Consider the following 14,957-nt stretch of genomic DNA (forward strand, 5'->3'; position numbering starts at 1 on the left):
TGGCGTTCCCTTGCCGCTGGCAGGTCGCGCTTTTCGCTGCAAGTCCTCGCAAGCTGTGGGCTTTTCGCTGCAATCGCTAACGCGACCCAATGGCGAGGTTGGGGTGCAACCATTTTTCTGCTTTTTCTAGCGATATGCCTTTGCGTTGGGCGTAATTGATAAGTTGATCTTCTGTGATCTTACCCAACCCAAAGTATTTGGATTCCGGATGCGCAAAATAATAGCCAGACACCGAGGCTGCGGGCCACATGGCCAAACTCTCCGTTAAGCTCACCCCAATATTCTCTTCAACCTTTAAAAGCGACCAAAGCGTCTCTTTTTCCAAATGGTCCGGACAGGCTGGATAACCTGGCGCAGGCCTTATACCTCGATATGCTTCTTGTATGAGTCCTTGGTTGTCTAAATCTTCTTGGGCGGCATATCCCCAGTGCTTCATGCGCACTTCTCGGTGTAAATATTCTGCGTAGCCTTCCGCAAAACGATCGGCCAAGGCTTGAACCATGATCGCGTTGTAATCGTCGTGCTCACTTTTGTAGCGGTCTGCTAAATCCTGTGCGCCAAAAATGCTCACGCAGAATGCACCAATATAATCGGTGATTCCTCGGTTTTGTGGAGCAATAAAATCTGCTAGCGCCAAATTTGGTACGCCATCACGTTTTTTAAGTTGCTGCCTTAGGGTTCTGAATCGTGCCAATTCTTGCTTTTGGTCACTCACTATAATGTCGTCGTGATCTATTGAATTAGCTTCAAAAATTCCAAAGATCGCTCGGGCTTCCAAGCTTTGGTCTGCTATCAATTGAGTAATCATTTCCTGAGCATCCGCAAAGAGTTGTTGGGCTTCTTGTCCAACTATATCATCCTCTAAGATCTCTGGAAACTTACCGTGTAGATCCCAACTTCTAAAAAAGGGACTCCAATCAATAAATGGAATCAAATCAGTTAGGGTAGTAGAGGTGATCTTTTTGATGCCGACAAAGTTTGGAGCCTCAGGCTTAAAAGTGCTCCAGTCAATCTCGTATTTTTTGTCGCGTGCCTCGTCTAAGGAAATATAGCTCTTCTGTTTACCGCGGTTTAAAAATTTGGTCCGGAAGCTTTCGTATTCCTCCTTGAGATTGGCCGTATAACTTTCAGCCGATCTTTTATTGAGCAAATCGCCAACAACAGTAACTGCTCTTGAAGCATCATTAACGTGCACGACGGCGTGTTTGTATTGGGTGTCTATTTTAACGGCCGTATGTGCTTTAGAGGTTGTGGCACCTCCAATCAATAGCGGAATTGCCAAATTATGACGCTCCATTTCTTTGGCTAAAAAGACCATTTCATCCAAGGAGGGTGTGATTAAACCAGAAAGGCCAATGGCGTCAACCTGTTGCTCAATAGCGGTTTCAATGATCTTCTCCGGAGGAACCATTACGCCCAGATCAATGATCTCGTAATTATTGCACCCTAAGACCACAGAGACAATATTTTTACCAATATCGTGCACATCGCCTTTAACCGTAGCCATTAATATTTTACCAAGTGACTGCTGTTTATCACTTTTCTCTTCTTCTATAAATGGATTCAAATAAGCCACTGCTTTTTTCATGACTCGGGCAGATTTGACCACCTGAGGCAGGAACATCTTTCCAGAACCGAACAGATTGCCAACCACACCCATCCCGGTCATTAATTGTCCTTCTATCACATCTAAAGGGCGCTCACTGAGCAGGCGGGCTTCTTCTACATCTTCCACTATAAAGGCATCAATCCCTTTAACCAAAGCATGGGTTATGCGCTCTTGTAGTTCTAGTTTGCGCCACTGCAGATCGACCGTTTTGGTCTTTTTTGTACCCTGAACGGTCTCCGCAAAAGCCAGCAAGCGTTCTGTCGCATCGTCACGTCGATCCAAAATAACATCCTCTACATGTTCCAAAAGATCTTTGGGAATACTGTCATAGACCTCTAACAAGGCTGGGTTTACAATTCCCATGTTCATTCCCGCTTTGATGGCGTGATACAGAAAGACGGAATGCATGGCTTCTCTCACGGTGTTGTTTCCTCTAAAAGAGAAGGAGACGTTACTCACTCCACCGCTAACACTAGCATGCGGTAAATGCGCTTTTACCCAACGAGTGCCTTCAATAAAGTCTACCGCGTTTTTACGATGCTCTTCCATCCCCGTGGCCACCGGGAAGATGTTCAGGTCAAAGATGATGTCTTGGGGAGCAAAGTTTACTTCATCCACAAGAATGTTATAGGAACGTTCGGCAATTTCTATGCGTCGTTGATAGTTGTCTGCCTGTCCAACTTCATCAAAAGCCATAACCACCACAGCGGCGCCATAGCGTTTTATCCTTTTTGCCTGAGCAATAAATTCTTCTTTGCCTTCCTTGAGACTTATGGAATTTACCACGCCCTTTCCCTGAATCACTTGAAGTCCAGCCTCAATGATCTCCCATTTAGAGCTGTCTATCATGATCGGTACGCGCGCTATGTCCGGCTCTGCAGCAATCAGGTTTAAAAACTTGACCATGGCTTTTTTTCCGTCAATAAGGCCATCGTCCATATTGATGTCAATGATCTGAGCTCCTCCTTCAACCTGGTGCCGAGCCACAGCTACAGCTTCTTCAAATTGCTCTTCCTTGATCAGTCTTAAGAACTTTCTGGAACCGGCAACGTTTGTTCGTTCTCCAATATTGATGAAGTTACTCTCTGGAGTTATCACCAAAGGTTCAAGGCCGGATAACTTTAAATATTTTGGGGTATCGTTCATTTATAGTTTAATTGGTCTAGGAGTCACTTGTTCTGCTACCTTGGCAATGGCTTTGATGTGCTCCGGAGTAGTACCACAACAGCCTCCAACTATATTTACAATACCATTGTCCAAATAACTTTTAACCTGTACCGACATTTTATCGGGAGTTTCGTCGTATTCTCCAAAGGCGTTGGGTAAGCCTGCGTTGGGATAGGCTGAAATTCCAATGTTAGTTTTGCTCGATATGGCTTCCAAATAGGGTTGCAACTTTGAAGCCCCTAAAGAGCAATTGAATCCAACGGTGATCAGATCCGTATGAGATATGGAGATCAGAAAGGCCTCCGCAGTTTGCCCCGATAGTGTTCTCCCAGAAGCATCGGTAATGGTTCCACTGACCATTACAGGGGTCTTGCTATTGCGCTCTTCTTTGACCTCTTCTATAGCAAATAATGCAGCCTTAGCATTTAGCGTATCGAATACGGTCTCTACCAATAGAATATCAACGCCGCCATCTAATAAAGCCTCTGCTTGTTGCTTATATGCCACGCGCAATTCGTCAAAGGTTATGGCTCTGAACCCAGGGTCATTCACGTCTGGAGACATGCTGGCGGTCTTATTAGTAGGGCCTATAGATCCCGCAACAAATCGTGGCTTGTTCGGTTGTTTTTTAGAGAATTCTTCTGCCTTTACCTTAGCTATTTTTGCAGATTCAAAGTTGAGTTCATAAACCAAGTCCTCCATTTGGTAATCGGCCATAGCTACTGTGGTGCCAGAAAAGGTATTGGTCTGTATGATGTCCGCACCGGCGTCAAGGAATTTATGGTGGACTTCGGCTATTGCCTCCGGTTGGGTAATGGACAAGAGATCATTGTTGCCCTTAAGGGGAATCGAGTAGTCTTTAAATCGCTCTCCCCGGAAGTCTTCTTCTGAGAAATTGTAGCGTTGCAACATGGTACCCATAGCTCCATCGAGCACAAGTACACGCTTTTGCAGTTCATTATGTAAATTCGGCATTCCTGATGATTAGGTTTTACTATTATCAGGAAAGAGGAAGAGTATTCTCCGTTATCTGTTCTGCTTCTCGCAGTAGAATTTAGCACCTTCTTTGCTTGTCAAAGGGTTGCTAAGGTTTCATAGGGTCTATTCCCTCCACCTTTCGTGATAACACAATTTGTTTTAGAACGTCAGAGCAAATATAGTTAAAAAAGTTTCTGATCAAATCAAAAGCCAACAGATGTCCGCAGGTTAGCAGATCTACTAGCGTTTGTATTTTAAATCCTGAGCTTTTATCTCTCGAGTCCATAAGGGCTGTCCATCCTTGTCTCGAATGGTAATGGTCAACACCCGATCAGTTCTGGGACCGCTAACATTGAGCAGTCCAAAATTGTGTTGGCCTACAAAAGTATCTTCTATGCCGTTTGTGTTCAGGACTTCTTTACTATTATTTGCGCCTGCGGTAAGCGAGGAGCAAGTTAAATCGTAAAGAGGATAAACACTTTGGTTCTCTTGTTGCTTGCTGAGGATGGTATGATGTCTGTCCCCATCCAAAAAGACTACTCCTTCAATACGAGCATCGCGAATTTTCTTGATCAGATAGTGTCTTTCATCTGCAAAAGTAGCATGGTTCTCAAACCAAGCTTCTGTGCTTAATACTTGTCCACCAATCACTATAAACTTAAATGGAGCGCGGCTTGAAGCTAAGGCATTAATAAGCCAATCGATTTGCTCTTTCCCAAGCATCTGCCGATCCTCGGTATAGTTCCTGTTTGATGTTCTGTGATAGCGGTTGTCCAACAAGAAAAACTCCAGATCTGCCCATTGAAAAGTACCGGTAATTCCACCTTCTCCCGTTACATCGTAGTTTGGGTTTGCCCAAAATAGTTTGAAAACTTCAGTGGCTGTTTCTTTCAGTGAGTAGCTTCCGTCTGAATTATTGGGTCCAAAATCGTGATCGTCCCAAGTTGCATAATGGTGAGTAGAAGCCAATAAGGGTTGCATCTCTGCAAGCGATCGCGTATGGGTATAACGGTGCAGAAATCCGGTGCGAGAATTCCAATCAGCTTCACGCAAATACGTATTGTCTCCCAACCAGATCATAAAATCTGGTTTTTGCTCGTGGATTGCGGTAAATATTTCATACTCGCTGCCGTATGGTTTCCCTGGACGATCAAATCGAGCTTCATTGACATAATTACAACTACCAATGGCAAAATTCACTTCCGGTGGGTCCGTGCGCCACTGCCATAATTCTTGACTTTGGAAAGTCATCGGGTAGTCTCGCTTTACGCGCTTGTTGTTGATATACAATTCGTAATTGTAGTTCTTGCCGGGAAGCACTTGGTCTGCAATTATTTGAGCGACATAGGCAGTGCTTTTTTGGGTTTCAACCTGCTCGGTTTTGAATCGGACTTTAGGATTTCCCTGCTCGTAATATTCAAAATGAACTTCTGCTTCCTCCGTGGTTTGTGCCCATAGCATAACCTCGCGCATTGTAGAATAACCAACCATGGGCCCAGATTGCAATAGATCTTGCGCCAGTTGTGCAGGAGAAAAAATAAAAAATACAGTCAGAAAGAGTAAGAATCGCATAGCGGTTGTTGGTTTTATGAAATCTTCACGGATAAACAAAGGTAGTTCATCTGTGGTTTTTTGTGTTTGAAAACCTTTAAGGGCTTATTATTTTTTTTGGTTTTGGTTCTTGTTTATGGCTAATTGTTAAATATTGGTAGTAACAATTAGTACCTTTAAGCAATTGAAAAACCACGGATAATGAAAAGATATCTTCCACTTTTGTTCTTGGCCGCTTTGATGACGGTCGTCTCCTGTAAAGAAAACAAACAGACTGATTCAGAATCGACAACGGTTTCAGAAAATGTGCAACCTAGCATCAAAGGAGAGGCAGTGAGTTACGCCTCAGATTCTACAAACCTAAAAGGATATATCGCCTATGATGAAAACCTAAAAGGCAAACGTCCGGGGGTCTTGATCATTCATGAATGGTGGGGTCACAATGACTACGTGCGGGAACGCGCAGATATGTTGGCCAAACTTGGCTACACAGCTATTGCTGTAGACATGTATGGTGATGGTAAACAAGCCAGTCATCCCGATGATGCCGGTAAGTTCGCCATGAGTGTTATGAGCAATCTGCCTGAGGCTAAGGCGAGATTCAATGCGGCCGTTGCCTTGCTTCAAGCTCATGAAACAGTGGATGCCGATAAACTTGCTGCCATTGGATATTGTTTTGGAGGTAGTGTAGCCTTAACCATGGCAAATTCTGGTGCTGACTTAGATGCCGTTGCGGCATTTCATTCCGGAGTCACCCTACCCGTAATGCCTAATGAGCAGCTCAAAGCTCGTGTTTTAGTCTGTAATGGAGGCGCCGATTCCTTTGTGAGTGAAGAATCTGTTGCGGTTTTTAAAAGTGCCATGGATTCTATAGGAGCGACTTATGAATACATCTCCTATCCGGGAGTGGTGCATAGTTTTACCTCCAAAGAAGCAGATGCCAACGGAGAGAAATTTGGTCTTCCTTTGGCTTATGATGCAGATGCAGATCAAAAATCATGGAACAGTTTGCAAGAAATGCTCAACGAGGTTTTTAAATAGAATCCCAACCCAATGTCAATGAAATTGAAAATTTATGGAGTGCTTTTAATCCTTTGTATTCAAGGGGTTTTTGCACAAGACAGAATTACAGGAGAAGCCTTTGCCACACGTTCTGTGGTTTTGGGTCAGAATGGGATGGTAGCCACCAGTCATCCTTTAGCTACTCAGATTGGTTTACAAATTTTGAAAGATGGCGGAAATGCCATTGATGCCGCAATAGCTGCCAATGCGGCTTTAGGGCTTATGGAACCCACGGGCTGTGGTGTTGGTGGTGATCTGTTTGCCATTGTTTGGGATCCAAAAACGCAAAGGTTATACGGTTTGAATGCTAGTGGAAGATCTCCAATGGGTTTATCTCTGGAGTACTTTAAGCAGAATGACATGACCAAGATTCCGTCTCACGGTCCTTTGCCAGTGAGCGTACCCGGAGCGGTGGATGGCTGGTTTGAACTGCACAATAGATTTGGTTCTAAACCTATGACTGATATTTTGGCCCCAGCCATTAGTTATGCAGAAAATGGTTTTCCACTTACCGAGCTTATTGCTTGGTATCTGCAGCGCAGTGTTCCGTTTTATGAATCAAAAGGATTCCTCAATATTGCCGATACTTATAAAGGGCAAAACGGAGGGCAATTGCCAATGGAAGGTCAGATCTATAAGAATCCGTATTTGGCTGAGACCTACAGAAAAATTGCTGCTGGCGGTCGCGATGCCTTTTACAAAGGTGAGATTGCCCAGGTGATTGGTGAATTTATTCAGCAGCAGGGCGGTTTTCTTTCTGCTGCGGATTTGGCGGCACATAAATCAGAATGGGTTGAACCTGTATCTGTTAATTACCGCGGTTATGATGTGTGGGAGTTACCGCCAAACGGTCAAGGTATCGCCGCTTTACAGATGTTGCAAATATTGGAAGGCTATGACTTTTCTCAGATCGAGTTTGGGAGTGAAAAGCATCTGCATTTGTTCACGGAAGCTAAAAAATTAGCCTTTGAAGACCGTGCGAAGTATTATGCCGATATGGACTTTTTTGATGTTCCAGTAGAACAGTTACTCTCTGACGCCTATGCAGAAGAACGTCGCGCTCAAATAGGTCAAAGAGCAGGCACTTACAATGCAGGTGAGATCTCTGCGGGTGAAACCATTTATATGACTGTTGCTGACAAGGACGGAACCATGATCTCCCTTATTCAAAGTAATTATCGTGGAATGGGCTCTGGAATGGTGCCGCCCAAATTGGGCTTTATGCTTCAGGATCGTGGCGAACTTTTCAGTTTGGTTCCTGGGCAGGCCAATACCTTTGAGCCTGGTAAAAGACCTTTCCACACGATTATTCCTGCTTTCATTACCAAAGATGGAAAGCCTTATGTGAGTTTTGGAGTTATGGGTGGAGATTTTCAGCCTATGGGGCATACACAAATTGTGATGAATCTTATTGATTTTGGCATGAATATTCAAGAAGCCGGAGATGCTCCACGATGGGATCACACCGGTGGTGCAAGTCCTATGGGAGCTACCACCACAAATACGGGCACCATTAGAACGGAGTCTGGAATTCCGTATTCCACTATCCGTGGTCTGATGGACCGAGGACATCGAATTGGTACGGCCAGAGGTGTCTACGGAGGATATCAAGCCATTCTTTGGGATGATGAGAACAAGGTGTATCACGGAGCTTCTGAGAGTCGAAAGGACGGCCAAGCGGCTGGCTATTAATTCTGCCGGATTATTATGTCAAAGAATCCCTTGAGTTCCTTGAGCTTGTTTAAACGAGTGCCGCACGCAGTCACTATGCTCTTTATCATTATCGTCTTGGTAACGATTTTGAGTTATGTGCTTCCCGCTGGAACTTATGAAAGAGAAGTGGTCAATGGGAAGAGTTTTGTGGTTCCGAATTCCTATAAAATTATTCCTTCCACACCCATTGGCTTGTTGGACATGTTTAAGGCGATTCCTTTGGGCTTTAAAGCTGCCTCAGAGATCATTTTCATTGTCCTTGCAGGTGCTATTATGTTTGGCTTTATGGAGCGTTCCAAAGCTGTAGAGAATGCGGTCGGTACTTTGGTGAAGAAACTAGGTTCTCGAAATAAAAACTTGATCATCGTGATCATGACCTTTGTTTACGGTTTGCTAGGGATAGCCGTGGGTTATGAGAACAATATTGCAATGGTCCCCATTGCCGCAGTTTTAAGCCTTGCTTTGGGTGGCGATTTAATTTTAGCTGCGGGAATTTCTGTGGGTGCTATGACCATTGGTTTTGGGCTTTCACCAATTAACCCATATACCGTAGGAACGGGTCATAAAATTGCAGAATTAGCCATGTTCTCGGGCTGGCTCCTTCGTGGCATTTTGTGTTTGGGAGCCTTGAGCGTGATGGCCTACTACAACGTCCGATACTTTAAAAAAATATCCAAAGACCCCGAAAAGAGCCTGTCTAAAGATCTAGATGTTTCTGACATGAAATTATCGCAGCCGCTTTCTGCCTACAAGGTAAGTGGCCAGAATTGGATTGTAATTTCAATTTTCCTCATTGGACTGCTCGTTATTCTTTACGGAGTGTTCAACTTGAATTGGTACATCAATGAGCTTTCGGCCATATTTTTAATGGTTGCCCTTATCTGCGGATTAGTATCCAGAATGGATGCAACACAAATGAGCAATACTACCCTTAAGGCAGTAGGAGTGGCAGCTCCTGGTGCATTTATGGTTGGGCTTGCCACCTCTATTAAAGTATTGATGGATACGGGAAATATCAGTGATACAATTTCTCATAATTTGGCAGAGCTTTTGGATGGATTGCCGCTTTATGCCTCGGCAGTCAGCATGGCCTTATCTCAATCGGTTATAAACTTTTTTATTCCTTCTGGCAGTGGGCAAGCCTTGGCTACTTTACCAGTAATGCTACCTTTAGGGGAATCCTTAGGACTTAGCAAACAAATAACCATATTGGCTTTTCAGATTGGAGATGGTCTCTCTAATCTTGTAAACCCGACCTTAGGAGGACTCATCGCTATGTTGAGTATGTGTCGTGTTCCTATTGATCGTTGGGTCCGGTTTATTTTTCCAGTTTTAATCACCTTATTATTGATGGCTTTTACAGCCCTAGTCGTGGCGGTAGCCATTAATTACGCATAAGTATGAGTGTTGAAGAAATTTTAGCAAAATTGGTGAGCTTTCCCGTATTGGGCGGGGAGAGTAACCTCAGTATTATTCATTGGATCAAGTCCTATATAGAGTCACATGATATTGAAGCCTACCTCGTCCCCGATGAGACTGGCGAAAAAGCATCATTACACTGTAGAATTGGTCCTGCAGTGGACGGCGGAGTGATCCTCTCAGGGCATACAGATGTGGTCCCAGTAGCAGGTCAAGAGTGGCATACGGACCCTTTTGTCTTGACAGACAAAGGCGATGGAAAACTTTACGGACGTGGTTCGTGCGATATGAAAGGTTTTGTGGCGATCTGTTTGGCGATGTTGCCAAAAATGAAGTCGGCAGCACTTAAAAAACCCATTTACTTTGCCTTCTCATATGATGAAGAAGTAGGCTGTTTAGCAGGACCAGAATTAGCAAAGACTCTGAGAACCTTTTATCAAGAAACTCCTAAATATGCTATCATTGGCGAGCCTTCTATGATGGAAACCATCGCAGGGCAGAAGGGTATTTACATTTTAGAAACCTACGTATACGGATCTGAAGGTCACAGCAGCAGAATCAAACAAGAGGTGAGCGCTATTCACGAATCCATGCGACTTATCCTTTGGTTGGAACAAAAAATGGATCGTCTCATTGAGGCTAACCGCACAGATGAGCGATTCCATCCGCCGCATTCCACCATACACATCGGGAAGGTTGAAGGTGGTATAGCGCCCAATGTCATTGCGAACAAAGCCCATTTTTATTGGGATTTAAGAACCATTCCTAAAGACGACATTTTTGAAATAGTCAAAGAGTTTGAAGCCTATTGCGAATCTCGTGAACAAATCTTGCGGAGCGTGTTCCCAGACTTTAAAATTGAGACGGTTGAAAATCACCCACCAGTACCTCATTTAGACACTCAAGCAGATGATGAGGTGGTAAGCCTCATTAACAGATTGACCGGAAATTCTGTACTCAATACGGTTTCTTACGCCGCAGAAGCGGGTCAATTTGCCAATGAAGGTTTTCAGACTGCGATCTGTGGTCCTGGCTCCATTGCTCAAGCGCATAGGGCCAATGAGTTCATCAGCAAAGAACAGTTGGAATTAGGAGCGCAGATGATGGAGAAACTCATCAAGGAGTTGTCTTCAGAGACTTTTAAGTAGAAGTCTACTTGGCCGCAATTGAGCTCCCAAAACTTGGCTGCAGGTTTGAAAAGGGATATTTGTCGTACATTTATTTGCAACCAATCAAAAATCACATCTCATGGGAAAATTTACCCTTAGCAGTCTGTTGTCGCTTTGTTTAATACTGGCTTTAGTTAGCTGTAAAGAAGAAACTGGACCTTCAGAAGCAGAGAAAGCAGAAGCAGAATTGATCGCCAAGGCGATGGAAATTCACAAACGAGTCCTGACCCTAGATACCCATGCAGATACACCACTACGTCTCATGGAGCCAGGCTTTGATCTAGCAGAACGGCACGATCCAAATGAAACCGGCTCTAAAGTAGATTACCCCCGGATGATTGAAGGGGATTTGGATGCCATCTTTTTTGCGGCCTTTGTAGCACAAGATATCAGGGATGTTGATGGAAACTCGCGAGCAAAAGCTTTGTGTTTGCAAATGATAGATTCCATAGTTGCATCTACAGAGCGCAATGCTGATTTGGTTGGTCTTGCATTGAATCCAGACGATGCCTATGCCTTAGAGAAGGCTGGGAAGCGCGCCATTTATATCGGAATTGAGAATGGTTATCCCATTGGGAATGATCCAGAAAATGTTTCCTTGTTTTATGAAAAAGGGGTACGCTATATAACTTTGGTGCACTCTGCCAACAATGATCTAGCAGATTCTGCCACGGACGATCAAGGTGAGGAGCACGGTGGTTTAAGCGACATTGGTGTTGAAGTGGTTAAGCGAATGAATCGATTGGGGATTATGGTGGATGTGTCCCACGGAAGCGACAGCTTGTTCTACGATGCGCTGAAGTATTCCAAGGCTCCAATAATTGCCTCGCATTCCAATGCCAGAAGCGTTACCAATCACCCGAGAAACATGAGTGATGAAATGCTGACGCTTATGGCCAAAAATGGTGGAGTAGTGCAGCTGACCATGTTGGCTGATTATTTGAGAGAAGCTCCCCCAAATCCTGCTAGAGATTCCGCCATGGCCGCCTTTAGAGCCAGTATGAAACCTATTTCAGAAATGACTGATGAAGAGCGTGAAGCCCTGCGCAAAACCTTTAATGAGATCAATGAAAAGTATCCAGCTCCACCCGCTACGGTACAGCATGTGGTAGATCATATTGATCACATCGTGAAAATTGCAGGGATTGACCATGTAGGTATTGGTTGTGATTTTGATGGTGGTGGAGGTATTGAAGGCGTTTTTGATGCCAGTGAAGTGATGAACATCACCATTGAACTTGTTCGTCGTGGTTATACGGAAGAGCAGATTGCAAAGATCTGGGGTGGAAACCTGATCCGTGTGTTTAAGGAAGTACAAGCCAAGGCTCAAGAAATCCAAGCTGCAGAGACTAATTCATAATTTTTCGATGTGTTTAGACCGTTATTGTTTGTAATAGGGTTCTTATTTACAACATCGCTCCTTGCGCATCCCTTGCGCTTATCACTATGTGAGATAGAGTATACCCAGTCTAAAGACCTGCTTACGGTAAATCTCAAGCTCTTTCTAACCGATGTAAATGAGGCAATCACCTTTGATCCTTACAGCAAAGAATTGGCCTTTTGTCAGTCTAATGAGGCTTCCAATGCGGAGCAGTTGCTGATGGAATACTTGAATAAATTCTTCTATGTCAAGGTCAACGGGAAACGGGTCAATCTAAAAATCAAAAGCAAACGCCTCAGTGGAGAAGGTGATAATACCGCGCTTTGGGTCTATTTTGAACAATCGCAATCGGAGCGAATTCAAGATTTGGAAATAAAGAATGCAGTATTCACTGATCTTTTTTTCGACCAAAACAATATCGTTTACATTCATGCAAACGGCGATTCAAAAAGTGTCATGCTCAATAAAAAAACCAAAACTCATCAAATAGACTTCTAATATGCATCCCTTTGAGTTCTATTTAAAACTCGGATTTGAACACATTTCTAATTTAGCTGGATACGATCATATCCTCTTTTTAGTAGTGCTTTGTGCGGTCTATAAAATTCATCAATGGAAGCGGGTTTTAATCTTGGTTACTGCCTTTACCATTGGCCATAGTGTTACGTTGGCACTGGTATCTTTTGATGTGATTACTATTCCATCAAACATTATAAAATTTCTGATCCCAACCACTATATTATTAACTGCATTACACAACGTAATTGGCCCAGATCAGTCCATGGAAACTCGAAAAATGGGTCGGAATTATGCCATGGCCTTATTTTTTGGTTTCATTCACGGGATGGATTTCTCCAATTATTTTAGAGCACTACTTTTAGATAATTCAGAAGTTGTAGTGCCTCTTTTGGCTTTTAATGTTGGTATTGAGCTTGGGCAGATATTGGTGGTTCTGATCATTGTGGCGATTGCTTATGTGTTTTTGAATCTTATAAATGTTAAGCACAGAGAATGGAATGTATTCATTTCAGGGGCAGCTGCTGGAATGGCTTTAATTTCAATGTTTGAGAATAAATTTTGGTAGTCGTTTTGCTGATTTTTAAGGGTTTAAGAGGATGTGATCCGCCGAAATTTTAAAGAAATAGCACCCAGCATTTTGACCATCCGATCAAAATCACGTCAGAAATCAATAAATTTGCAACTCAAAACAAAGCAACCTATGAAAAATCGCAACTCAATTCTCGTATTAGCTCTATTAGCCTTATTCACATTTACAACCAGCTGCAAGCAGAACGCAGAAGAAAATAAAGATGCCGAAACTGATGTAAAAACAGAAGATCTGACAGAGACGCCAGCTAAGATATCTATTGCTAAGTTGGAAGGTTCTCCTGCTTACGCCGATGCAGCCTTAATGTTAGAAGATCCAGCAGGGGCAGAAATCAGCAGTGGTGGTGCTATAGATTTTACGTTCAAGATTGAAAACTACGAGTTGGGTGCTCAGACCGATAGCCCAAATGCGGAAAAACTAGCCAATTCCGGTAAGGGGCAACACATACATTTTATTTTGAACAATCAGCCTTATTCGGCGCATTACGAACCGGCGTTCAACAAAGAAATTCCAGATGGAGTGCACCATTTAGTTGCCTTTTTGAGTCGTTCTTATCACGAATCAGTTAAGAATGAAAATTCTGTTGTAGTTAGAAAATTAATGGTTGGAGAAAACCCAACAGACTCTCTAGGTTTAGACATGGAGGCGCCAACGCTAATTTACAGCCGCCCAAAAGGAACTTATGCTGGAGCTGACGCCAAGAGCGTTTTACTTGACTTTTTTGTTTTGAATACTACTCTAGCAGCCGACGGCAACAAAGTAAAGGCGACGATCAACGGTGAAGAATTTATGATTACTGAATGGGCTCCACATGTAATTAGTGGTTTGCCAATGGGAGAGGTAAGTATTCAGTTGGAGTTGGTTGATTCAAATGGAGATGCAATCCCAGGGCCTTTCAATTCAGTAACTCGAACCGTTACCTTGACCGAATAAGAAAGATTTCTAAATTCAATATTAAAAAATACCGTATGCTGAATGCATTCAATATAAGTGTTCGATCCGACCTCTTTGGATCTGCTGCCAGTGCCCTTTGCTTGGCACACTGTTTGGCCACTCCATTTTTGTTTGCTGCTCATGCCGGGCATGTACATGGTCATGAGGCAAGCCCGTTTTGGTGGGGTGCTTTGGATTTGGTTTTTATTGCAATTTCTTGGTTGGCGGTCTATTGGTCAGCCAAGCATACTTCTAAAAAGTGGATGCGCCTAGGTCTATGGATCAGTTGGGTGCTTTTAGCCTTTGTGATCTTAAATGAAAAATTTGAGTTACTTCACATTCCAGAGGCGGCAATTTATATACCTTCTCTTGCCCTAGTCGGATTACACTTGTACAATCGTAAATATTGCCAATGTCAAGATGAAGCTTGTTGCGCGACAGACAGCTAGGCTTTTTGTGAAAATTAACAGAATTTTAGACTGGCTTAAACAATAATGCTTACTTTTACAAGTAGTGAGTTCTCGAACTAAAAATATCATCAGTTTACTGTTCTTATCGGCATTCTTGCTGTTAAGAGTGGGAAATGCACATGCGATTTCTCATATCGATGATGATCATGATGATCACCAATGTGAGTTGTGTGAACTTATTCAAATCACGGAAGATTCCAATAATCTGGAAATTCCTGCGACTTTAGAAGTCCCCCTACCAAACACTATAGAGGCCGTCTCAGACGATTTAAACAGCGATTATACTGCGCCTGTTTATCGTTTTGTCTTACCCGATAGACTCCGCAATAGGCCACCTCCTGTCCTTTAGGGATACTCGCTTTGTTTACTTGAGAAATCAGTTGTTTGACGTAGTCTA

General features: G+C 43.3%; 13 protein-coding genes and 1 riboswitch. Of the genes, 10 read left to right on the forward strand and 3 right to left on the reverse strand.

The annotated features are described in order from the left end of the window. Window positions 1–76: 76 nt before the first annotated feature. From metH to ACSLP7_RS04400, 3 genes are all read right to left on the reverse strand, one after another. Entirely contained in the window at window positions 77–2,755 is a 2,679-nt protein-coding gene (gene metH / locus ACSLP7_RS04390; protein ID WP_435578191.1) for a methionine synthase, read from the reverse strand. Beyond that, window positions 2,756–3,751, reverse strand: a complete 996-nt coding sequence (locus ACSLP7_RS04395) for a homocysteine S-methyltransferase family protein (RefSeq protein WP_435578192.1) — start codon at window positions 3,749–3,751, stop codon at window positions 2,756–2,758. A 48-nt stretch (window positions 3,752–3,799) separates the two neighbouring features. Beyond that, a riboswitch (SAM riboswitch) is annotated at window positions 3,800–3,905 on the reverse strand. A gap of 89 nt (window positions 3,906–3,994) precedes the next feature. Then, window positions 3,995–5,326 carry an alkaline phosphatase D family protein gene (locus tag ACSLP7_RS04400; protein WP_435578193.1) on the reverse strand — a complete coding sequence of 444 codons (1,332 nt, stop codon included), beginning with the start codon at window positions 5,324–5,326 and terminating at the stop codon, window positions 3,995–3,997. 180 nt (window positions 5,327–5,506) lie between these two features. Between ACSLP7_RS04400 and ACSLP7_RS04405 the strand changes: the two genes are divergently transcribed. The 10 genes from ACSLP7_RS04405 (at window position 5,507) to ACSLP7_RS04450 (ending at window position 14,909) form a co-directional block, all read left to right on the forward strand. After that, on the forward strand, window positions 5,507–6,346 hold the full coding sequence (locus ACSLP7_RS04405) for a dienelactone hydrolase family protein (RefSeq protein ID WP_435578194.1): 840 nt from the start codon (window positions 5,507–5,509) through the stop codon (window positions 6,344–6,346). Between the two features lie 18 nt (window positions 6,347–6,364). Next, entirely contained in the window at window positions 6,365–8,059 is a 1,695-nt protein-coding gene (ggt, locus tag ACSLP7_RS04410) for a gamma-glutamyltransferase (protein ID WP_435578195.1), read from the forward strand. Between the two features lie 15 nt (window positions 8,060–8,074). Then, a complete protein-coding gene (locus ACSLP7_RS04415) occupies window positions 8,075–9,478 on the forward strand; it encodes a YfcC family protein (RefSeq protein ID WP_435578196.1) in 1,404 nt (467 codons plus the stop codon). 2 nt (window positions 9,479–9,480) lie between these two features. Then, entirely contained in the window at window positions 9,481–10,647 is a 1,167-nt protein-coding gene (gene argE / locus ACSLP7_RS04420) for an acetylornithine deacetylase (protein ID WP_435578197.1), read from the forward strand. A gap of 100 nt (window positions 10,648–10,747) precedes the next feature. Then, window positions 10,748–12,028 carry a dipeptidase gene (locus tag ACSLP7_RS04425; protein WP_435578198.1) on the forward strand — a complete coding sequence of 427 codons (1,281 nt, stop codon included), beginning with the start codon at window positions 10,748–10,750 and terminating at the stop codon, window positions 12,026–12,028. A 9-nt stretch (window positions 12,029–12,037) separates the two neighbouring features. Continuing rightward, window positions 12,038–12,547 carry a DUF6702 family protein gene (locus ACSLP7_RS04430; protein ID WP_435578199.1) on the forward strand — a complete coding sequence of 170 codons (510 nt, stop codon included), beginning with the start codon at window positions 12,038–12,040 and terminating at the stop codon, window positions 12,545–12,547. 1 nt (window position 12,548) lies between these two features. Next, window positions 12,549–13,133, forward strand: coding sequence for a HupE/UreJ family protein (locus tag ACSLP7_RS04435; protein ID WP_435578200.1), 585 nt, complete (start codon window positions 12,549–12,551; stop codon window positions 13,131–13,133). Window positions 13,134–13,268: 135 nt separating this feature from the next. Next, the gene (locus ACSLP7_RS04440; RefSeq protein ID WP_435578201.1) at window positions 13,269–14,090 is read left to right on the forward strand and encodes a hypothetical protein; all 822 of its coding nucleotides are present in this window, start codon (window positions 13,269–13,271) and stop codon (window positions 14,088–14,090) included. Between the two features lie 35 nt (window positions 14,091–14,125). Continuing rightward, a complete protein-coding gene (locus ACSLP7_RS04445) occupies window positions 14,126–14,539 on the forward strand; it encodes a MerC domain-containing protein (RefSeq protein WP_435578202.1) in 414 nt (137 codons plus the stop codon). 64 nt (window positions 14,540–14,603) lie between these two features. Next, on the forward strand, window positions 14,604–14,909 hold the full coding sequence (locus ACSLP7_RS04450) for a hypothetical protein (RefSeq protein WP_435578203.1): 306 nt from the start codon (window positions 14,604–14,606) through the stop codon (window positions 14,907–14,909). Window positions 14,910–14,957: the final 48 nt, after the last annotated feature.

This window comes from Gilvibacter sp., from assembly GCF_965601605.1.
Lineage (GTDB): Bacteria > Bacteroidota > Bacteroidia > Flavobacteriales > Flavobacteriaceae > Gilvibacter.

Coding starts and splice junctions, on each gene's coding strand:
- ACSLP7_RS04425 (WP_435578198.1), top strand. CDS start 10,748: ATGGGAAAATTTACCCTTAGCAGTCTGTTGTCGCTTTGTTTAATACTG.
- ACSLP7_RS04395 (WP_435578192.1), bottom strand. CDS start 3,751: ATGCCGAATTTACATAATGAACTGCAAAAGCGTGTACTTGTGCTCGAT.
- metH (WP_435578191.1), bottom strand. CDS start 2,755: ATGAACGATACCCCAAAATATTTAAAGTTATCCGGCCTTGAACCTTTG.
- ACSLP7_RS04445 (WP_435578202.1), top strand. CDS start 14,126: ATGCTGAATGCATTCAATATAAGTGTTCGATCCGACCTCTTTGGATCT.
- ggt (WP_435578195.1), top strand. CDS start 6,365: ATGAAATTGAAAATTTATGGAGTGCTTTTAATCCTTTGTATTCAAGGG.
- ACSLP7_RS04415 (WP_435578196.1), top strand. CDS start 8,075: ATGTCAAAGAATCCCTTGAGTTCCTTGAGCTTGTTTAAACGAGTGCCG.
- ACSLP7_RS04400 (WP_435578193.1), bottom strand. CDS start 5,326: ATGCGATTCTTACTCTTTCTGACTGTATTTTTTATTTTTTCTCCTGCA.
- ACSLP7_RS04440 (WP_435578201.1), top strand. CDS start 13,269: ATGAAAAATCGCAACTCAATTCTCGTATTAGCTCTATTAGCCTTATTC.
- ACSLP7_RS04405 (WP_435578194.1), top strand. CDS start 5,507: ATGAAAAGATATCTTCCACTTTTGTTCTTGGCCGCTTTGATGACGGTC.
- ACSLP7_RS04435 (WP_435578200.1), top strand. CDS start 12,549: ATGCATCCCTTTGAGTTCTATTTAAAACTCGGATTTGAACACATTTCT.
- argE (WP_435578197.1), top strand. CDS start 9,481: ATGAGTGTTGAAGAAATTTTAGCAAAATTGGTGAGCTTTCCCGTATTG.